Raw genomic sequence first — 22,075 nt, forward strand, 5'->3', positions numbered from 1 at the left:
AGTCGTCCTTTTTTTGTTCAAAAGATTTGACACCGTTACCGGGTAGGGGTATATTGGTGGTGAGGTGATAATCATGGAAGAATTCATGCATGACCAACCAATCGTTCCGCGTGAAGACGCAGAACGTGAAGCGCTCAGCAAACGGCTGCGCCGGATCGAAGGACAAGTACGTGGGATTCAAAAGATGGTCGAGAGCGACCGCTACTGCGTCGACATTTTGACCCAGACGTCAGCCATTCAAGCGGCACTCAAACAAGTCGAGATGCAACTGCTCGAACGTCACATGCGTAAATGTTTAGTCCATGCGAGTGAAACGGAAGACATGGACCCGTACATTGACGAATTGATGACAATCGTCAGCCGCATCAAGAAGTAAGGAGGTGCTCGAATGAAAACCGTCGAACTGTCGATTCAAGGGATGACATGCGCCGCATGCTCGGCCCGCATCGAGAAAGTGTTAAATAAAATGGACGGTGTCGAAGCGACCGTCAACTTGCCGCTCGAGACGGCGACGATTCGCGTCGACGATGGCATCACCGAAGACGAACTGATCGCCCGCATCGAAAAAATCGGTTACGGCGCAGAACGAAAGGCGGAACTGACGCCAAAACACGACCTGCGCCCGCTCGAGCGAAAAGTGCTCATCTCGGCGCTGTTGTCGGCACCGCTTCTGCTCGTCATGATTACGCACATCCCAGGTGTGACGTTCCAGGCCGATTGGCTGATGAGCCCGTGGTGGCAATTCGCACTCGCCACGCCGGTCCAGTTTTGGATTGGGGCCCAGTTTTATAAGGGTGCTTATAAGAGTTTGAAGAGCGGCGCGGCCAATATGGACGTGCTCGTGGCGACCGGGACGTCGGCAGCTTATTTTTACTCAGTCTTCGAGATGCTCGCCCATCCGATGCATCCGTCACTTTATTTTGAGACGAGTGCCGTCCTAATCACGCTCGTATTGCTCGGGAAATGGTTAGAGGCCCGAGCGAAAGAGAAAACGACGGACGCGCTCAAATCGCTCCTGTCGTTACAGGCAAAAGAGGCGATTTTACTCGTCGATGGTGTCGAACGCTCGGTCGCGATCGATTTGGTCAAAGCCGGTGACGTCATCGTCGTTCGTCCAGGTGAGAAAGTGCCGGTCGATGGGAAAATCGTCGAAGGAGAGACGGTCATCGATGAGTCGATGCTGACCGGGGAGTCAATCCCATCCGAGAAAACTGTCGGAGCTGACGTCGTCGGCGGAACGATTAACCGTTCACATCGGGTGTTGATGGTCGCCGAACGTGTCGGTAGCGAGACGATGCTCGCTCAAATTGTCCGCGTCGTCGAACAGGCCCAAACGGACAAGGCGCCGATTCAACGGCAGGCCGACCGGATTTCGGGTGTGTTCGTCCCGATCGTCGTCGCCATCAGCGCCTTGACGTTCGCGGTGTGGACACTCGGGTTCAACGATTTAGATATGGCAATTCGGGCCTCGATCGCCGTCCTCGTCATCGCCTGTCCGTGTGCGCTCGGTTTGGCGACCCCGACATCGATTATGGTCGGGACAGGCCGTGCCGCCGAACAAGGCGTCTTATTTAAAGGTGGTGGCCAACTCGAATCGTTGAACGGTGTCGACATCGTTGTCTTCGATAAGACGGGGACACTCACGAAAGGGACGCCGGAAGTGGTGGCGACGTTCGGAGACGCGGCGTTCTTGAAGTTGGCCATCATGGCCGAACGCCAGTCGACACATCCGCTCGCCGAGGCAATCGGTCGTGGTGAAGGAAGCGGCCAGGTTGAACGTGTCGAAGAGTTGGCCGGTCGAGGATTGAAAGCGGTCGTGGATGGGAAACCTCTACGTATCGGTTCGGTCCGCATGATGCAAGAAGCCGGATTCGCCTTACCGGACTGGGACATGCAGGCGATGACGCCTGTCTATGTGGCCGACGAGTCTGGAATCGTCGCGGCGTTCGGTCTACAAGATCAATTGAAAGAGCGGAGCCGTGCCGTCGTGCAACATCTAGCCTTGACGAGACAAGTGTACGTCTTGACCGGTGACCGCAAAGAAGTCGCATTCGATATCGCCCGTCAACTCGGGATTCCCGAAACGAACGTCATCGCCGAGGTGCTACCGGTCGAGAAAGCGGATCACGTCGAAGCGTTGAAGCGCCAAGGACGTGTCGCCATGGTCGGGGACGGCATGAATGATGCGCCGGCTCTCGCCGTCGCGGATGTCGGCATCGCGTTCGGAAGCGGGACGGATGTCGCGTTAGAAGCGGCTGACGTCACAGTGATGGGACAAGACATCGAGGGCGTGAACCGTGCCATCGAAATGAGTTCATTGACGATGCGCAACATTCGGCAAAACCTGTTCTGGGCGCTGGCCTATAACAGTCTGGGCATCCCGATTGCAGCGGCGGGTCTACTCGCCCCTTGGATTGCTGGGGCAGCGATGGCGTTCAGTTCGGTCTCTGTCGTCTTGAATGCGTTACGATTGAAAACACAAGGAGGAAAATCAACATGAATGAAACGACTTTAAAAGTAGAAGGTATGACATGCAACCATTGCAAAGCAGCGGTCGAAGGGGCGCTGACGGAATTAGACGGCGTCGAATCAGCAATCGTCTCGCTCCAGGACCATCGGGTCGATGTCATCCATAACGATAAAATCTCGAAACAAGCGATGATTGAAGCCATCGAAGAACAAGGCTACGACGTCAACGCATGATTCAAAGTTCTCGCCTGACGGCGGGAGCTTTTTTTGTGATGTTCAAGCGAGTCAAAACATGCTATATTATAGGTGATAATGAGAATCGATATCAATGGGGAGGGTGGGGACAAGATGGAACTCGTAATGATTAGCGGCGTACTGGCCTTACTAAGTGGAGGCACAGTATTCCTCGCGCAACAGATGCGCACTCGGCCGACACGGTAAGGAAGGGGAGACCCTTCTTTTTTTGTCGATTCGTTGACGTGTGGCGAGCACATTCAGCGCCCAAGAAACGACCCCATTCCCATCTTTTGTCCATAATTGTTTGATATGATATGTAAAAACGTTGCAGAGGTGACTCGAATGTACACAATTTATTTAGTGGATGACGAAATCAATTTGAACAAAATGCTCGTCACATATTTGGAGCAGGAAGGGTATCGCGTTCGGTCGTTCACGGACGGAATCTCGGCTCAAGCTGCCATCAAGGACGAGCCGGATCTATGGGTGCTCGATATCATGCTTCCAGACTTGGACGGGTTCCAACTGTTGAAACAAATCAAGGCGACGAACGCCTTCACGCCGACGATCTTTATTTCGGCACGTGACGAAGACATCGATAAAATCATCGGGCTCGAGATGGGGTCTGACGATTACATCGCCAAACCGTTCTTGCCGCGCGAGCTTGTCATCCGGGTGAAGAAGTTGATTGACCGGGTATACGGCTCAAAATCGAACGAACATATCGAGTATGGGGAATATACGATTTATCCCGAGAAACGTCTCATCCGACACGAACAGGATGAAATCGATTTGACGTCGAAAGAGTTCGACTTATTGCTCCTCTTCCTCGAACACCCGGGTTCGGCGTTGTCGCGTGAACAGATTCTCGAAGGCGTCTGGGGCCATGACTATTTCGGTTCGGACCGCGTCGTCGATGATTTGGTGCGGCGCCTGCGGAAGAAATTGCATCGCTTGGAGCTCGAGACGCTTTATGGCGTCGGTTATCGACTCGTTAAGCCATGAAGCTCAATCACCTTCAGCCGAAGCGGCTCATGTGGAAAATCTGGGTGTTGATTCTCCTCATCATCGTGACGCTCGCCTTGATGATTTTATTGACGATTCGTTCCTCAATCACGCAGTTTATCGATGAACAAGTGTATGAGACGTTACAAGATGTCGATTATTACCTGGGTAATACGAACGAGTTGGAAAATATCCCGCAAAATCCGATTGAATATGACCGTCGCCAACAAGAGTCCCGTTCGGTCAACCAGCTCATCTTTCTGCCGAACGGACGAATCATTTATGGGTCGGCCCCACTCGAACTGACGAACCGGATGTATCAAGAGGCGATCGAACAGACGAGCGAGGTCGCTAAATATCAGACGACGATTGACGGAGAGGATGTCTACTATATCATCCGTCAAAACGAATACGACGGGGAGCTCATCTATCAGGCATCTTATGCGTGGGACGCCTATCGCCGTGAGCTCGTCTCGACGCTCTACTGGCGCATCTCGATTTTAATCGGGGTCATCAGCTTGCTGTCGTTGATTCCAGCCTTATGGATGTCGCGTGAGCTGACGAAGCCGATCGTCGAGATGGAACGGGCGGTCGAAAAAATCTCGAACCGTCAATGGGAGACGGTGCTCCCGCTCGCCCGTCAAGACGAGCTCGGCCAATTGGCCCGCTCGATTGACGCGATGCGTCAAGAGTTGCAAGAGCAGGACGTGGCCCAACAGGCGTTGCTTCAAAACATCTCCCACGACTTGAAGACGCCGATCATGGTCATCCGTGGTTACGCCCAATCGATCGGGGACGGCATCTATCCGACCGGAGACTTGAAAGGGTCGGCCGAAGTCATTGATGAAGAGGCATCGCGTCTCGAGAAGAAAGTCGTCGATTTGTTGTACGTCACCAAGCTGGAATATTTCAAAGGCCAAGAGATGCGACTTGAACCAATCAATCTCGATAAATTGGTGGAGCTGCTCGTCAGCCGGTTCAAATTGCGTGGCAACTTGGACTGGACGGTCGAAGGGCATGCCGGTGAGATGCTCGGTGATGGGGAACAGATTCGCGTCGCGTTCGAGAACGTGCTCGATAACGCCTTGCGCTACGCCGAATCGAGGATTCATATCCGTCTGTCTCACACTGAGGCAGGCGTCGAGATTACGATTGAGAACGATGGTCCACCGGTCGATGAGAACCTCGATTTGTTCCATCAATTCTCACGCGGAAAACAAGGAAAGTTTGGGCTCGGTCTCTTCATCGTTCAACGGATTGTGACGCTCCACGAGGGGACGGTCGCCTTGGGAAATACGAGTGACGGAGTTGCTGTACATTTTCACTTTCCGCCATCGAATTCGAATCCAAAACTAAAGTTAGATTATCGAAATTAAAAAATCAGCCACTCGTTGGCTGATTTTTTTAGTGGGAAATGTTTGAGCTCGATTTGTGGAAACGGTGACTCCTTGGTATGAATGAGAGGTAAGGCAATACATCCATGATGGAGGCAGATCAGATGACTCAGTTGACGAATGAAACAAGAGCTTTGATTCCGGTGTTTAATGAGTACGGGGAGGCGGAGACGCTCGTCTATCAATCCGACGGGGTCCGACGCTTGAAAGGCTCACCCCTTCACTTACTCGAATCCGCCTGTCTGTATTACGGTTCAAGTATCCAAGGACGGATTGAAGCGGCCCGTGACGTACTCGGACCGCACCGGAAAACGCCCGTCATCATGGATTGGCATGCAGATGCCGTATTTTTCCCGACCATTGCCAAAGAAAGCCCCGACTGTGCTTGGATCAACTTCTCTCAAGTCTATGATGCGGAGAAGAGCGGAAAAGGGAGCCGAATTATCTTTCATTCAGGTGAATCGGTCGAAGTGCCGGTGTCGAATCATACCGTCTATAAGCAGAAGCAGCGTTCCATCGAGTTATCGTATTCGTTTCAAAAACGCTTTCACTGAAACACATTCAATCAGGTTTAAAGATTGAAATCGATGACGAACCCCTCTATGATGAAGAAGAATAGTTCATATGTGTATTTGCACATCATCTGAAAGTGAGGGGTCAACATGTTTTTTCAAAAAATGATTGAACGAGGAAAACTGGTCATCGTGTTTTTACTCGTCGCAGTCGTCGTCGGGGTGCTCACGTTCTTCCAACTTCCGAAGCGTGAAATTCCGGAGACGAGTGTCAATATCATCTTGATTCAGACGCCATATCCAGGCGCGACCGCAGAGACGGTCGAACGGAACGTCACGAATATTTTGGAGACTGAATTGAGAGGACTCGAAGGAATCGAGAAAGTGTCATCATTATCCGCATCCGAGTTCTCAAACATCACAGTCGAGTATGAAGACGGCTTCGACCGAAGTGAGCTCCAGGCGAACGTGCGCCAAGCCATCTCGGATGCCGCACCGCGCTTGCCTGAGAATGCGCTGGCACCGACCGTCAATGATTCAATCGGACAATTGCCGGTCGCTTCATATTTGTTGACTTCGGACGACCGCGAAACGTTGCAAGCGGCTCGAGAAGATGTCGAGCGGTTGGAGGAACGATTGTTGCGGACCGAAGGCGTGACCGGTGTGACAATCAAAGGATTGCCAGAAACCGAATTCGTCGTCTCGCTCGACTCGGCCGAACTCGGGGAGCGTCAACTCGCCTTCCCGGACGTTTTGACGGCCATCAATGAAGAATATAAAACGACACCGCTCGGACGCCAGTCGACGGAAGAGGGCATCTATCAGTTGGCGATCGACAGTTTGACGAACGTCAATGATATGGGCCAAGTCGTCGTCGGATCGGTAGACGGGACGCCCGTTCTACTCGAAGACGTCGGTACGGTCGAAGAGACGGAAAAAGCGGTCACCGACCTCGTCTCGCTCGATGGGATGCCCGCCATTTCCTTGACGGTCACAATCGAGTCGGGACAAGATATCCCGACGCTGCAAGAACGCGTCGATGAAGTCGTCGCCGCAGAAGTCGGAGACGTCTCTGGCGTCGAGCTCGTCCCTTATTACGAGCAGGCCAAAGCGGTCGACGCGATCTTCTCGTCGTTGACAAAAGAGTTCATCGTCGCCATGATTGCCGTCATCGTCGTCACGACGATTGGATTGACGGTATCAGGATCCATCATCGTCAGCTTAGCGATTCCATTATCGTTCTTGCTCGCGTTAATCCCGCTTCGCTTCACGGGGGTCGACTTGAACCAAATCTCCATCATCGGTGCCATCATCGCCCTCGGGATTCTCGTCGATGACGCCATCGTCGTCAACGACAACATCCTGCGTCGTTACCGGAAAGGGGATACGGCGATGGGAGGTGCCGTACGCGGGACGAAAGAAGTGTGGGGCTCGATCGTCACTTCGACGCTCGCCGTCGTCTTCGCTTTCTTGCCATTGACCCTCTTGTCAGGTGCGAACGGGAACTTTATCCGCGCCTTGCCGACCGTATTGGCGTTATCGGTGCTCGCTTCGATGGTCATCAGTTTGACTCTCGTCCCGATTGCCCAATACTGGTTGAACCGGAAACAAGTCAAAGTCTCGAAACGAGAGCCGGGTTGGTTAGGGAAACCACTCAACCGTCTCAGTAATTTCTATGCGGACACGTTGTTGCCAAAAGTTGCGAAGCGTCCATGGACGTTCGGACTCGTCGGTTTCGTCATCACGACCGCCTTGTACGGATTGATTCTATTGACACCATTCGAATTTTTCCCGGCCGCGAACCGACCAGAAGTCGTGACGAGCGTCACATTACCGGTCCAGACCGACTTGGAAGAGACGGAACGGAGACTTCAAGCCATCGAGGAAGAGTTCCAAAGCATCGATGGCGTCACCGAGACGTCCATCTTTGCCGGGGGCGGGTTACCGAGCCTGTTCACGGGTGGTCTCGACCAAACAGGTGACAACACCGGCCAAATCGTCGTCCGTGTCGATAACGAGACAATCGATGCGATTCAATTGATTGATGAGTATACGACACAAATCCGGGAAAACAACCCGGATGCTGAAATCTTCTTGGATACGCAACAACAAGGACCGCCGACTTCAGCACCTGTCGAGTTCACGATGCGCGGCGAGACAATCGACGAGCTCGTGGCGGCACGGGATACCGTGAAAGCAGACCTCGAAGAGATTGACGGCGCACTCGTCCTCGATAACATTAAAGAGCCGTTCCAAACACTCACGTATGAGCTCGACCGTGACGCGATGGCGGCCGCTGGCGTGACCGCGAAAGCGATCAGTGACCAGATTCGCCTCGTCACGGACGGGATTCCGATCGGAACGTTCGATGATGGTGTCGAACAGCGCGATGTGAAAATTGTCGTCGATGCGGAAGCAAACCGTGAGGCGCTCGCTTTAGACGATATTCTCGTCCCAGTCGAAACGGAAGCCGGCCCACCGGTCGCACCGCTCAGCACGTTCGTCACCGAAACGACGACGGAACAGATTCAACAGATTCCGCGTGAAAACGGAGAACGGACCGTGACGCTCCAAATCTTTGCGAGCGAAGGTATGGACGAGGAAGCGTTCAAACAAGACGTCGACCGCGTGCTCGCCGATGCGGAGTCTGCATTGACCGATGACGGGATCGCCTTTGATCAATCGGGGGCAAGTGACACACAAAACGAGTTCTTCCTTGAACTCGCCACGTTGTTCGTCGTCGTCTTGTTCTTAATCTTCTTGATTATCGCATTCCAGTTCAATTCATTGTCACTACCGATGCTCGTCCTGTTCACGATTTACTTGGCGATTGCCGGAGCTGTCGTCGGACTGTTCATCACACAGACGCCATTTAGCTTCATGGCTTCGATGGGGATTGTCTCGCTCGCCGGAATCGTCGTGCGGAACGCCGTCGTCTTGTTCGAGTTCATCGAGCAAGGGATTCGGGACGGCATGGCTGTCACGACCGCTGTCTATGAGGCAGGGCGGGCCCGGATTCGTCCGATCCTGTTGACGGCCTTGACCGCCGTCGTCGCCCTCTTGCCGGTCGCGTTCGGACAAGACCCGCTCTTCAAACCACTTGCCATCTGTATCGTGTCAGGGATTCTGTTCTCGACGGTACTGACGCTCGTGCTCGTCCCGGCCTACTACTTGATTTTGGCGAAACGTCGCCACCGGGATAAACCGTTCACAGAGTAATTGCATGACGACAAAGGATGGCCCGAGGTGGGCCATCCTTTGTTCGTTTACGTCGGGAGACGTATGTTTTTGTGAGATGCTCTATGGGTATAATAAGAGAAGGACTTCACAATATTGGAGGGAATCAACGATGAATGATTCATACACATGGTTAAATCGCCGGACAATTCGCCCGGCTTACAGTGCGACAGGGGGACGAGCGTGGACGAGCGAACGCGTCGTCCGTCCGGATGCAGCCCGTGGGAAGACGGTTCGCGGTGTCAAACGCGTACGTCGTCCGTATACGGATGAGCATGGAAATCGCCGTTATACGACGGGGCGCGTCGTCATCACCGATGCGGCACGCAAAGCGCGGGCCAACGGTCATGGTGAGTCGGCCGTTCAACTCGAGTTGTCGGTGCCGACACCGTACGAACGGGTCAAAGAGATGATTCCGACGAAGAAAATCCTCGTGCCTGCCATGGCCGGGATTGCCGTCGCTGGTGGGATTGCCGGAGTCATTTATGCACTGCGCAAGAAAAAGCGGAACAAAGGAAAATAAAAAAATCGCCCAACTCGGGCGATTTTTTTATTTGAGACGATCCGCAAGAATCCGTTCGAGCTGTTGCTCGCCGAGTTCGCGCATCTCTGCTTCATTCTCTTCATCGTATGCCTCGTCAGTGAAACGTCCGACGAATTCGACTTTCCCGTTGCCGAGTTCACGGAAGACGAGGTTTTTGCGGTCCTGATAAAAGACGACGCGGTACTCTCGTCCGTTCTCGTGCATATAGTTGAACACACCTTTAATGTGGTCCATGTTCTTTTCTTCGGGTTGGTCTTCTTCCTCTTCGTCCTCTTCGAGGGCGTCGGCGAGGACTGCCGTCGGTTCTACTTCTTCCGTTTCTTCTTCAGACGAAACGGCCTCTTTCTTTTCTTCTTCTGTCATGAAAAACGACCTCCTTTACTTACTTTCTTATCATACCCGCTTTTCGAAAGGCTGACTACTCAAAATGGTGAGAGCAGACGCGGACGACGTTCGAGGATGACATGATCAAGCGATGGAACAGCTGTTGTTTGATCGACTCGGGCGCATCGACCGTTTTGAGCGCTTGCTCCATGCAGCCGAGCCAATGTCCGGCATGCGTCTCAGAGATGGGGTGGTCACGATGGATCATCGCCAAGTTACCGCCACCACGACGTTCCGTATACAGTTTCGGTCCCCCGAGCAACTGTGTTAAAAATTCGAATTGATGCGCTTTGACCCGCTCTTTGTCGTCCGGAAACAACGGCAACAAGACCGGGTCGGCGTAGACGAGATCATAAAAGGCGTCTACGAGCTGTTGGACTCCACGCTCGCCGCCGAATTGTTCATATGCACTCATGTTCATTTCCCCCTCATACGTCCAGTCTAATCGATTTTCGCTGAAATTGGGAAGGATGCGGGCTGGTCAATTTTCTTGCCGGGGTCTCGAAGGATTTCCCTCTACAAACTGCGCGGAATGGGTCATAATAAAGAAAAAAGGGAAGGGGTGTTCGCCTAAATGACGGTCACTTTTCACGTCGGGCGTTCCGGGAGCGGAAAAAGCGAATGGATGACGAAACAAGTCATCGAAGAGCTGAAGCGTGACCCGAGCGGACCGACCATCTATATGCTCGTCCCAGACCAAATGTCGTTTGAAATGGAACGGAAAATGGCGATGACCGACGGCTTGAACGGGTCGACCCGGATTCAAGTCTTATCGATGCGCCGTCTCGCCTTTTTGATGATGCGCGACCGTGGCGTCGCGACCGAACAGTTTTTGGACCAGACGGGGACACATTTGCTGTTGCGCCGTGTCGTCGAGATGAACGAGGAACGCTTGACCTTGTTCCGCCGGACGATGAATCAGTTCGGTTTCTATGAGGAATTGAATGCGTTGATCACGCTCCTCAAACGAGGACTCGTCGATCCGGAGCAGTTGCTCCGCTTGAGCGAACAAGACCAACACCGGTCGCTGAAACTGCAGGACCTGTCCATCCTGTATGAAGGCTTCTTGACGATGACAGCGGGGAAATCGCTGCACGCCGAAGATTACTTTAACGTGCTGCTGCAACTGTTGCCGGACATCGACTTGACCGGGACCCGGTTTTACGTCGATGGGTTCAATGAATTTTCCGAGCAGGAGCTGGCGGTGCTGGTCGCTTTGGCGGAGAAGGCGCCGCTCGATGTCCTGTTGACGATCGATCCGGATTCGCTCTACCGGCCCCATCCGTCTTTCGGACCGACACAGCGTACGCTCATGCGCTTCAAAGAGCTGTTATCCGAACGGGGCATCTCGTCGAGTGACACGCCTCATACGGGTGCGCCTCGCTTCCAACATCCGAGCTTGGCCTATCTCGAGGCCACGTTCGGGCAAGTGACGGCAGCCCCGTATACCCGTCCCGATTCGAACGTCGTGTTACACGCGGCCGTCGACCGGTCGGTGGAAGTCGAGGCCGCCGTCCGTGAAGTCGTGCGTCTCGTTCGTGAGGAAGGCTTCCGTTACCGCGATATCGCGTTCGTGTCCCGTTCGCTTGAAGCGTACGGCGATTTGGCGACGCAGGCGCTACAAAAAATGAACTTGCCGTTCTTCCTCGATGAGCGACAACCGATGCTCGATCATCCGGTCGTCGAATTACTGAAGGCGACGATTGAAGTCGCACTCCGTGGATACCGGGAAGAGCCGGTGTTTCGCGCACTGAAGACGGAATTGATTCTGCTCGATGCGGAGCATCGACGCACATCGGTCGATCGGCTCGAGGCGTTCGTGATTGAACGGGGGATTAAACATTACCATTGGCATGATGCGTGGTACTTGAAACGTCGTGCCGAGGAAGAGGCACGGTTGACCGGGGAAGAACTCGACTTAGAGACGGCGCTCAATCGCTATCGGCAAACCGTCGTCGACACGTTCGACCCGTTGTTGGATGACTTGAAGGCAGCGAAGACGATGCAGGCGTACACGCATGCCATCTACGCATTCTTGGAACGAGTCGGCGTGGCGTCCTGTCTTGCCCATTGGCGAGATGAGGCGCTCGAAGAGGCACGCTTGCTCGAGGCGCGCGAACATACGCAAGTATGGGACGCGGTGTTGCACTTGCTCGAACAGCTAGAGGCGGCCGCACCGGACGAGACGCTCTCGACCGAGCTGTTCCTCCAAATGATGGACACCGGGCTCGATAGTCTGCGCTATGCGCTCGTCCCGCCTTCTTTGGATCAATTGACGGTCACCGATTATGTTCGGGGCCGGTTGCTTGATAAGAAAGTCGTCTTCCTGCTCGGAGCGAACGAAGATCAAATCCCGCTCGTCTCGACCCAGTCGAAACTATTGACCGACCAGGACCTCGACTTCATGCACGAGAACGGCGTCCGGGCCGGGAAAGCGACCGAGCACTTGTTTGACGATGAGACGTACTATTTGTATAAGGCGCTCACTGCACCGAGTCATCGGCTGTTCGTCAGCTACGCCCTCGTCGACCGCGCCGGCAAGGCGATTCAGCCGGCCAGCTTCATCGCGGACCTCAAGGCGCGGCTTGGCGGCGGCAAGGTCGTGACGACCCACTTCGCAGAAGCCGGGGAACATCGCCCGAGCGACCAGTTGTCGTTTATCACGAACGTGAATCAGACGGCAGCGGTCACGGCGCTCGAATTACAGCGGCTCAGTCGCCACTACCCGATTCAAGACACGTGGTTCACGGTATATAACGAGCTGTTGAAACATCCGGAAGGCCGCGAGCGGATCCGGTTATTGACGAGCGCGCTCTTCTATCAAAACGTGCCCAAGCCGTTACCGGAAGACGTCGCCAAGTCGCTGTACACGAACTCGATTCGGGCGAGCGTCTCGCGGCTCGAGACGTTCCAAGCCTGTCCGTACCGTCACTTCGCGAGTTACGGCCTTCGTTTAAAAGAGCGCCGCTTGTATCGCTTAGAGGCGCCAGATATCGGCAACTTGTATCATCGCACCATCGAGCACATGTCCCAGACCGTGCAGATGGAAGGGAAAGAATGGCGTGATGTGAGCCGGGAGGAATGTTCGTCTCTCGCCGAGGCGGCCGTCGAGCTCGTCACACCAGAGATTCAAAACGCGATTTTGATGAGTTCGAACCGGTATGGCTATTTGAAGAAAAAATTGACCGACGTCGTCAGCAAGACGGCGGAAGTGTTAATCGAGCAGTCGAAACGAGACGGGTTCGATCCGGTCGCCTTTGAGCTCGCTTTCGGCAGCGGCAATTTCCCGCCGGTATCGTTCACGCTCAGTAACGGGGCGACGTGCGAACTCGTCGGTCGGATTGACCGGGTCGATACGGCTTCGATTCACGACCAATTGTACGTTCGGATCGTCGATTACAAGTCGAGTAAACGAGAGATCGACTTCGCCGAGATTTATTACGGGCTCGCGATGCAGATGCTCATCTATTTGAAAGTGTTGATTGAGCAGGCGAACGCTTGGACGCAAGAGAACGTCGCCCCAGCGGCCGCGCTCTATTTCCACGTCCATCGCCCGCTCGTCGCTCCGGCCGAGACGGATACCGACACCGAACGCAAGGTGCTCGAGTCGTATCAGATGCAAGGGTTGCTCGTCGATGATCCGGCCATTTTAGAGATGATGGACCGGACGGCGAAACTCGACCAGAAAAAATCAATCGTCATCCCGGTCAAGTACAAGAAAGACGGGACGCTCGATGCGAACACGACGAAAAAAGTCGTCTCGCCACCGCAACTCGAACAGTTGATGGACCATGCCATCGATTTGGCCCAATCGAGCGCCGAGGCGATGTATGACGGTGAAATCGGGGTCGAACCGTATGAGTATAAAGAACGCCGGCCATGCCAGACGTGCCCGTTCCAAAGTGTCTGTCACTTTGATGAGGCGTTGTCCAACGAGGCACGGCAATTGAAAAAGCTAGAAAAAGATGACGTCTTGTCAAGATTAGGAGGTGACGTCGATGAAGTGGACGAATGACCAACAAGCGGCCATTGATGCCAGAGGATCGCACGTGCTCGTCTCGGCGGCAGCCGGTTCCGGCAAGACGGCAGTCCTCGTGGAACGACTTGCGAGCCGTCTCTTGGATGAGACGGACGAACTGACGGCCGACCGCATGCTCGTGGTCACATTCACGAATGCGGCCGCGGCCGAGATGAAGCGGCGAATCGCCAAAGCGCTCGATCAAGCGCTTCGTGACGACCCGGAGAACGCATATATTCGCAAACAACGCCAAATGCTCAACCGAGCACTCATCACGACGATTCACTCGTTCTGTCTCGAGGTGATTCGAGAGAATTACTATTTGCTCGACCTCGACCCGGCGTTCAAAATCGCTGAAGAGCGTGATTTGGTGCTCTTGCAGGACGATGTGCTCGAAGACGTGCTCGAAGACGCCTATGGCGAACAAGACCAAGCGTTCTTCGCCTTGATTGACGCCTATACGTCCGACCGCGGGGACAGTGAGATTGAGGAGTTGATTCTCGGACTTTATCACTATGCGCGAACACTGCCTGACCCGGAAGCCTATTTGGATGAGCTCGTCTCGTTGTATCAATTTGACGGGGACCCGGACGATGAGCAATTGCTGATCGAATTCGGTCACCTGCTTTGGGTAGACATCGAGAAGGCGTTGCGTCAACTTCGTCGCGTCGCCATCGAGCTTCGGCTCGCCGGTTATGAGGCGCAATCCGAGAACGTGCAACAGGCGATTTTGCCGTTCGCGAACCTTGATCCGGACTCGTTCAAGTGGAGCGAGCTCGAGACGGCTTCCCGCGCCGTCAAATTCGGGACGATGAAATCCGTCCAAAAGAAAGACGAACATCATGTCTACCACACGGTGTTGAAACCGGCCTACGACCAGGCGAAGAAGAAGTTGAGCGAAGCGACCGCACAGGCCGGCACGAGCGGAGCGGACTATTTAGAGGTCTTGATGACGCAACGTCCGCTCGTCGAGACGCTCGTCAAGACCGTCCGGACGTTCGGTGCCGCCTATGAGCAGGCGAAGCGGGACCGCGCCTTCGTCGATTTCAGCGACCTTGAACATTATGCGCTCGCGATTTTGCGCGACGGGGACGGACCGTCCTCGGTCGCATCGCTCTATAAACAGCGCTTCGCCGAAGTGTTGATCGATGAGTATCAAGATACGAACGAGATCCAAGAGACGATTATCGGACTCGTCAGCCACGAAGCCGAACACGTCGGCAACTTGTTCATGGTCGGCGATATCAAACAATCGATTTATCGGTTCCGCCATGCCGAGCCGCGTCTGTTCATCGAGAAGGCGACCCGGTTCAAACAAGGTGGTTCGGGACAACGGATCGACCTGTCCCAAAACTTCAGGAGCCGGGCCGAAGTGCTCCATGGCATCAACGACTTGTTCGTCCGGTTGATGGACGAGGAAGTAAGTGAGATCGAATACGATGAGGCGGCCCGACTCGTGCCAGGCCGGGCGTATGAGGAGCTCGAGGCGAGACCTGAGCTGATTCTCGTCAATGGTGAGAGTCGTGATCTCTCGAAACAAGAGCTCGAAGGACGCGCCATCGCGACCCGGATTTTAGAACTTGTCTCGGGCGAGGAACCGTTCAAAGTGACCGATGAGGCGACCGGCTTGCTGCGGTCGTGCGAATATCGCGATATCGTCATCTTGGTCCGCTCGAAAAAAGAGCGCGTCGAACAGCTGATGGATATTTTGACACAGTACAACATCCCGGCCTATACCGATTCAGACGGCGGCTATTTCCAGGCGACCGAGATTCGCATGATGCTCGCCGTGTTGAAACTGATTGACAATCCGCTTCAAGACATCCCGCTCGCGGGAGCGCTCCGTTCACCGATGTTCGGCTTCAGTGACCAAGAACTGGCCAAGATTCGTCTTGAATCGGAGGACTCGTTCTTCGAGGCGCTCAAAGCGAAAGCGGACGATGAGGATGACCTCGGTCTGAAGTGCGGCGATGTGCTCGACGCGTTGTCGGCGTGGCGCACGTTCGCACGGAACCATAGTTTGTCGGAGCTGATTCAACAAGTGTTCAACGACACCGGCTTCTACGATTTCGCCGGCGGCTTGCCAGGTGGGAAAGGACGCCAAGAAAACTTGAAGGCGCTCTATGATCGGGCCTTGTCCTATGAACGGAGCGGATACCGCGGTTTGTATCGCTTCCTCCGCGTGATGGACCGACTGCAAGATAACGGTGAGGATTTGTCAGAGGCGCGTTCGCTCGGCGAAGAAGAGAACGTCGTCCGAATCATGACGGTCCATAAGTCGAAAGGACTGGAATTCCCGGTCACGATCGTCGCCCAGCTTGGAAAGCAGTTCAATAAACGCGACCAAATGCAGCGCGTCATCTTCCATAAACGGTATGGCATCTCGCTCGACGCCATCGATGTCGTCACCCGGACGAAGACGGAGACGTTCGTCAAAGAGATGATTCGCCGCGATCTCGATGCCACGATGAAAGCCGAAGAGATGCGGGTCTTATATGTCGCGCTCACTCGGGCCAAAGAGAAACTGATTTTGGTCGGGACGATTAAAGAACCGGGGAAGCAGATTCAGCAGTGGCTGCATGTCGAGCAGACCGGGACGACGTTGTCGGCTGAGTCGCGTCGTGACGCGAAGACGTATCTCGATTGGGTCGCGCCGGCACTCCTGAAACTTGAAGGGGCTGCCTCGTTCTTAGAACAACAAGGCTTGCCGGTTATCGCTCCGCAACCAGAAGCGACACCGTGGACGTATCGCATCATTGGTGAAGAGGATTTGGCAGAAGTCGCCACACTCCAAGAGATGATGGCACAGCTCCATCATGTCAAACAGTTCGAGGCGATCGATTTTCCGGTGAAAGACGAAGCGAACGTCAGTGAGTTCGTCCACAAGGCGTTCGCCTACGCCTATCCGGCACAGGCTGCGACGGAGACGGCGGCCAAACAAACGGTGACCGAATTGAAGCGGGCGCTCCAGCTTGAACAGGCGGCGTTCGAAGAGACGTACCGGGCGACGGACACTCCGTATCGAGAACCAAAATGGAAGCAAGCTCAGCAGACAGGGGCCGAACGGGGGACGACGTTACATCTCGTCTTCCAATTGATCGACCCGTCTGAGCCGCTCGATGTCCAAATCGACCGCTGGGAAGCGGAAAGCATGCTCAGCCCGGTCGAGGCCGAGACGGCACGGCTTGCGAGTCCTGAAATCAAGGCGTTCTTTGCCTCGGACACAGGACGCGCGTTGACCGCAGCGCTTCAAACCGGGACAGGTTGGCGCGAGCTACCGTTCACGTACACGGTCCCGGCCGAGCGAGTCAATCCAACGGGGACGTTCACCGACGAGCACGTGCTGATCCAAGGGATTATCGATTGTCTGTTTTATGACGGAGAGACGTATGTACTTCTCGATTATAAATCGGACTCTGTGCTTTTCTCGAGCGGTTCCCGTGACGCGGCCAAACAAATGTTACGTGACCGCTATCACGTCCAACTCTCGCTTTATCGTGAGGCGATTGAGGCGATTTGGGGAATCACGGTCGGGCAGATGCTCATTTATTCGCTCGAATTGCAGGAAATTGTTGTATTATAATGTAGACGTTGTGAAGAAAAAGGGGTACGGTTATACACCGTACACCCTTATTTTTTGTGATTACGAACTGAATCCGTTAAAATAATGGAATGGGATAAAAAATGGAGGAATCGTCATGGTAAAAATTTTACTAGCAGAAGATGAAGAAGTATTACGCATGCTTGTTTTAGATACATTAGAAGATGAAGGATATGACATTGATGAAGCGCCAGACGGCCTTGAAGCCTATCGGCTAATCGAACAGAACGAGTACGACCTCGTGATTGTCGACCATATGATGCCAGGCATGACCGGTCTTGAAGTCATTGAGAAAGTACGAAAACTGCCAGGACGTCAACATACGAAAGTGATGATGCTCACGGCGAAGAGCCAACAATCTGATCGTGATTGCGCGAATGAGATTGGCGTCGACTACTTTATTTCGAAGCCGTTCAGTCCACTTGAATTGGTGAAGATTATAGGAGGCATCGTGAATTGAACAGATGGTTTAAACAAAAACTCGGTCGCGACCTCATGGTCGTCCTCTACTCGTTCCTCGCGCTCGCGCTCGTCGGCTCAATTTTCATGTACATGTACATGGAAGAGCGGGTTGCGGCGAACGAACAACGACTACAAGATGTCGATGAGCGGATTGACCGGTTGAACGTGCTTTGGGACGACTGGCAAGGCGCTCAATATGATTCTCGTGGCTTCCTCTTGTTTGGGGATACCGAGGCACTTGAGCGGGCCAAGGCGAAAGAGAACGAGTTCCAACAAGAGATTAACTGGTTCAAGAGCGTCGTCCAGACGAAACAAGGTGAGATTTTCGCGGAGGATTTGCAAGAGTTTCATGACTTCTATTTCGGTGTCATCCTTCCGGTGACGACGGAGTACGGTCAATTGCGGGCAGAAGGTGAAATCACCGAGACGACCATCGACCCAGAGACGGTGTTGGCGTTGCCGACAGCCCAGCGTTTGATCGAACAGGGCGTCGTGCCGTATAGCCCAGAGCGTGGCATCGATACGCTCGGCCCGATTCAACAGATCGAGACGGCCTTATCCGATTATAAGGACTTGATGAATAGCGAGAAACAAAAAGTGTATGACGCTTGGAAGTTGAATAACGACATTCTTCAGTTCTTGTGGATTGCGAGCATTTTGTCGTTCGCGGCCTTGATTTTATTGTTCATCCAACCGTTCTTGCGCCGTCAAACGCGTTTGATTTCACGTCTCTCGATCGCATCGGACCGTCTGCTTAAAGGCGAGATCGTCGATTTGAGCGACCAGATGGAGCGTGAAGATGAGATTGGGACGATGTCACGGTCGTTCAACAAAATGGCCGAGACGCTTCGTGACAACGAACGTCACTTGATTGAGAAGAACCACGAGTTGCAAGCGCAACAAGAAGAGTTGATTGCTCAACAAGAAGAGCTTCAAGCGCAACAGCAAGAGCTTGAAGAGATCTTGGAGCAGACGCAACAGAACGAGCAACACTTGGCTTATCGTAACGAATTGACCGAGACGCTCGCGGCCCGCGATTCACTGACGGCCTATCCAGAAATTATCGAGAAGCTCGTCGCCATCACCGACTCAGAAGTCGGCGCGCTCGTCTTCGTCGATGCGACAGGTTCATTCTCGATCACGAGCCACGGCTTGAACGAGACGCTCACGCGTCAATTGCTCGATAGCGAGAATTCGGTCTTGACGCGGGCGATGACACTGCGGACGACCGTCCATTCGTCGAAACAAGTCGCGAGCGACCATCCGCTCCCGTATCCATACTATATGTATGAGACGGCCGTGCCGGTCCATGATCCGACGGATGACTCGATTATCGCGTTCATCTATCTCGTTCGTTATAAAGACCGCTTCACGCAGACACAGATGGGCGACATTATGTCGTTCGCCCGTCAGTTGTCGCTCTCACTTCTCCGGATGCGTCTGTTTGAAGAGATGACCCGTGAGAAAGGGAAGACGGAACGGATTCTCGACTCGATTCGCGAGGCGGTCATTTACGTCGAACACTCGACCGATGACGTCTTCGTCAACCGTCCGCTCTATGAGATGTTCCCTGAGCTTGACGACATCACGTCGAGCGAACTCGCGGAACTATCATGGAACGAATGGCGCGAGACGATTTCAACGACAGTCGATCAAGAAGACGATTTCTTGAAGTATACCGATCGTTTGTTCACGGACGACTTCCCGCATGACAGCGTGAGTTTCTCGATCCGTAAAGGGGAGATGAACTTACAGATGTATGCGGAACGCATCGTCGTCGGCGGGTTATCGAAAGGAACGTTGCTCGTCTTCCGTGACATCACGAGCGAGACCGAGGCGGAGCGCTTGAAGAGCGAGTTCATCTCGACCATCTCCCATGAATTACGGACCCCGCTCTCTTCGATTTATGGGTTCACCGAGCTCATGGTCAAGAAGCAGTTGCCGAACGAGAAGCAAGCGAAATACTTGCAGACGATTCATGCCGAGACGGAGCGCTTGACGCATCTCGTCAACGACTTCCTTGACGTACAACGGATGGAAGCCGGCAGTCAAATGTATGACCGCGAACAGCTCGACGTCGAGCCGGTCATTCGCGATATGATGACGTTCTATGAGGCGTCATCGTTGAAACACCAGTTCGAACTCGTCACAGCCGATGACCGCCCGTACGAACTGTTCGCCGACTGTCAGAAGTTCAAACAGTTGATGAGTAACTTGCTCTCGAACGCCGTGAAGTATTCGCCGCGTGGCGGGAAAATCACAGTCGAACTGGCCCATCACGACCAATCCATTTCGATTAAAGTGAAAGACCAAGGAATCGGGATTCCGAGCGATGCGCTCGACCGACTCTTCGACAAGTTCTATCGTGTCGACAATTCGGACAGCCGTGAAATCGGCGGTACCGGACTCGGCCTTCCGATCTGTCAGGAGATCGTCCGCGGTCACGCCGGTCAGATTCATGTCGAGTCGGTGCAGCATCAAGGCTCGACGTTCACGGTCGTCATTCCAAGTTATGAATACGCCGTCCGTGAACAAGAAACGACGACAGCTTAATCACGTCAGCAACGCAAGGCGCCTATCGATCATCGATGGGGCGCCTTTTTGGTGGAAGCGAAGATTTTTCAATCACCCGCTTGACCGTAAAGCGAGCGACTCGTGTACAATAGAGATTGTACATAATGGAAAGGGGGACTTTGAATGCCATTGACTGCATTCCTACACACGCACGTCACGAGCTGGATTTTATTACTCGTCTTGTTCGCTGTCGCCTACGTCGGCTATAAGAACGCGAACAAGAGCGGGAAGATTGCCCACATGGTGTTTCGACTCATGTTGCTCGTCGCGTTCGGCACAGGACTTTATTTGTATTTACAATTGAACGGTGGCGGCATGTTCTATCACGTGAAAATCACGGTCGGACTGCTCACGCTCATCTTCGGTGAGATGACGCTCATCCGTGTGAAGAAGAAAAAACCAGCGAACGCGATGTTCGGCGGTTTCGTCGTACTTGCACTCGTGACGATTTTCATCGGCTATGCGTTGCCATACGGACAGTCGTTCTTTAGCAATTTCATTTAAGGTTGATTCCCATTCCGCACATCGGAGTGGGATTTTTTTGTTTGTCCGTAAATTATTAGGGGAAAATAAAAAAATCAGTGATAACGATGATGAGGTGAAATGATGGAACAACAAATGAATGAATGGTCACGCGTCTTGCACGCGCGAAGATGGATGAAACAAACGGAATCGTTCCTGCCGCTTTGGCACGGATATATCGGCTATAAATATGGATTGTTCGATGCACTCCAAGGCGGGGCCAGCTTTGCGGAGATGACGCTTCGCTTGAAGCAACCGTTGACGAAACTCGCGCTGGAGCGTTGGCTTGAAGTGGGGGTCGCCGTTCGTCATTTGAAGAAGAGAGGCTGGCGTTACTTCCCGACACGTAGTTTGAAATATCAATTGTCGCATGAGGATGAGCGCAGTATCGGTTTCATGCTGCAAGAGATGATGGAGCTGCATATCCCGGCGCTCATCGCTTACCCTGACTTTTTAGAGTCGGGCAAACAGAAGACGTTCGATGGGGCGACGCATGGACAGGTCGTTGCACAGACGTCGACGCTCGTCGAGACGGTCGCTTTCCCAGTCGTCCAACAACTGTTGCGTCAGGCCGACGTGAAGACGATGCTCGATATCGGATGCGGGCACGGTGGTTACTTGCGTAAACTGCATGGCCTCGAACCAGAGTGGAAGTTGACCGGGATTGACTTAGAAGAGGACGTCATCGCCGAAGCCCGGGAGCAGGATGAGTCAGGTGATATTCGTTACGAAGTGGCCGATTTCATGGAATGGGATCATGAGGACCGGTTCGATGCCGTCATGATGAACAACATGCTCTATTACTTCTCGCCAGAAAAACGAATCGAATTGCTCGAACGGATGCTCGAGAACCTCGAGGCGTCCGGTGTTGCCGTCCTCGTCACTCCGCTCGCAGAGACGCCGCTCGGCTCTCGGTTTGCCTCGGCGTTCAATGCGTTCATGACCCTCCACGACAACTTGCATCCGTTACCGACAATTCGAGAGTTGCGCCGTCAAATGCAGCAAGTCGGCTTTGAAAATATTCGCTTTATCCCATTCATCCCGGAAGGATCATGGTATATCGTCATTGCCGAGCGCGGCAATTGACACATGGCGGACACACGACGAGCCGATTCA

Annotated in this window: 16 protein-coding genes; 14 read left to right on the forward strand and 2 right to left on the reverse strand. The window is 53.7% G+C overall.

The window, feature by feature from the left end; all coding sequences use genetic code 11:
• The first annotated feature begins 73 nt into the window (after positions 1-73).
• From KNP84_RS04935 to KNP84_RS04970, 8 genes are all read left to right on the forward strand, one after another.
• A complete protein-coding gene (locus tag KNP84_RS04935; RefSeq protein WP_021066698.1) occupies positions 74-376 on the forward strand; it encodes a metal-sensitive transcriptional regulator in 303 nt (100 codons plus the stop codon).
• 12 nt (positions 377-388) lie between these two features.
• A complete protein-coding gene (locus tag KNP84_RS04940) occupies positions 389-2,500 on the forward strand; it encodes a heavy metal translocating P-type ATPase (protein ID WP_214803350.1) in 2,112 nt (703 codons plus the stop codon).
• Positions 2,497-2,703, forward strand: coding sequence for a copper chaperone CopZ (copZ, locus tag KNP84_RS04945; RefSeq protein WP_021066696.1), 207 nt, complete (start codon positions 2,497-2,499; stop codon positions 2,701-2,703). The genes KNP84_RS04940 and copZ overlap by 4 nt, the downstream gene beginning before the upstream one ends.
• 345 nt (positions 2,704-3,048) lie before the next feature.
• Entirely contained in the window at positions 3,049-3,711 is a 663-nt protein-coding gene (locus KNP84_RS04950) for a response regulator transcription factor (RefSeq protein WP_021066695.1), read from the forward strand.
• Entirely contained in the window at positions 3,708-5,087 is a 1,380-nt protein-coding gene (locus tag KNP84_RS04955) for a sensor histidine kinase (RefSeq protein WP_215114417.1), read from the forward strand. The genes KNP84_RS04950 and KNP84_RS04955 overlap by 4 nt, the downstream gene beginning before the upstream one ends.
• 122 nt (positions 5,088-5,209) lie before the next feature.
• On the forward strand, positions 5,210-5,659 hold the full coding sequence (locus KNP84_RS04960) for a competence protein ComK (protein WP_021066693.1): 450 nt from the start codon (positions 5,210-5,212) through the stop codon (positions 5,657-5,659).
• A 108-nt stretch (positions 5,660-5,767) separates the two neighbouring features.
• A complete protein-coding gene (locus KNP84_RS04965) occupies positions 5,768-8,836 on the forward strand; it encodes an efflux RND transporter permease subunit (protein WP_215114418.1) in 3,069 nt (1,022 codons plus the stop codon).
• 130 nt (positions 8,837-8,966) lie between these two features.
• Positions 8,967-9,377 carry a hypothetical protein gene (locus KNP84_RS04970; RefSeq protein WP_021066691.1) on the forward strand — a complete coding sequence of 137 codons (411 nt, stop codon included), beginning with the start codon at positions 8,967-8,969 and terminating at the stop codon, positions 9,375-9,377.
• Between the two features lie 27 nt (positions 9,378-9,404).
• Here the strand turns inward: KNP84_RS04970 and KNP84_RS04975 are convergent, their stop codons facing one another.
• Entirely contained in the window at positions 9,405-9,761 is a 357-nt protein-coding gene (locus KNP84_RS04975; protein ID WP_021066690.1) for a hypothetical protein, read from the reverse strand.
• Positions 9,762-9,816: 55 nt separating this feature from the next.
• On the reverse strand, positions 9,817-10,197 hold the full coding sequence (locus tag KNP84_RS04980; RefSeq protein WP_021066689.1) for a truncated hemoglobin: 381 nt from the start codon (positions 10,195-10,197) through the stop codon (positions 9,817-9,819).
• 159 nt (positions 10,198-10,356) lie between these two features.
• Here KNP84_RS04980 and addB point away from each other — a divergent pair, with 159 nt between their 5' ends.
• The 6 genes from addB (at position 10,357) to KNP84_RS05010 (ending at position 22,045) form a co-directional block, all read left to right on the forward strand.
• The gene (gene addB, locus KNP84_RS04985) at positions 10,357-13,797 is read left to right on the forward strand and encodes a helicase-exonuclease AddAB subunit AddB (protein WP_215114419.1); all 3,441 of its coding nucleotides are present in this window, start codon (positions 10,357-10,359) and stop codon (positions 13,795-13,797) included.
• Positions 13,781-17,383: a helicase-exonuclease AddAB subunit AddA gene (addA, locus tag KNP84_RS04990; RefSeq protein WP_215114420.1), complete on the forward strand. Its 3,603-nt coding sequence runs from the start codon at positions 13,781-13,783 to the stop codon at positions 17,381-17,383. The genes addB and addA overlap by 17 nt, the downstream gene beginning before the upstream one ends.
• A 115-nt stretch (positions 17,384-17,498) precedes the next feature.
• Complete coding sequence (locus KNP84_RS04995) at positions 17,499-17,861, forward strand: response regulator (protein ID WP_021066686.1); 363 nt, start codon at positions 17,499-17,501, stop codon at positions 17,859-17,861.
• Positions 17,858-20,416, forward strand: coding sequence for a sensor histidine kinase (locus KNP84_RS05000; RefSeq protein ID WP_215114421.1), 2,559 nt, complete (start codon positions 17,858-17,860; stop codon positions 20,414-20,416). Before KNP84_RS04995 ends, KNP84_RS05000 begins: the two co-directional genes overlap by 4 nt.
• 144 nt (positions 20,417-20,560) lie before the next feature.
• Complete coding sequence (locus tag KNP84_RS05005) at positions 20,561-20,941, forward strand: YisL family protein (protein WP_029595956.1); 381 nt, start codon at positions 20,561-20,563, stop codon at positions 20,939-20,941.
• A gap of 102 nt (positions 20,942-21,043) precedes the next feature.
• Positions 21,044-22,045 carry a class I SAM-dependent methyltransferase gene (locus KNP84_RS05010; protein ID WP_021066683.1) on the forward strand — a complete coding sequence of 334 codons (1,002 nt, stop codon included), beginning with the start codon at positions 21,044-21,046 and terminating at the stop codon, positions 22,043-22,045.
• Positions 22,046-22,075: the final 30 nt, after the last annotated feature.

It is taken from the genome of Exiguobacterium sp. s70 (assembly GCF_018618315.1).
Lineage (GTDB): Bacteria > Bacillota > Bacilli > Exiguobacteriales > Exiguobacteriaceae > Exiguobacterium > Exiguobacterium chiriqhucha.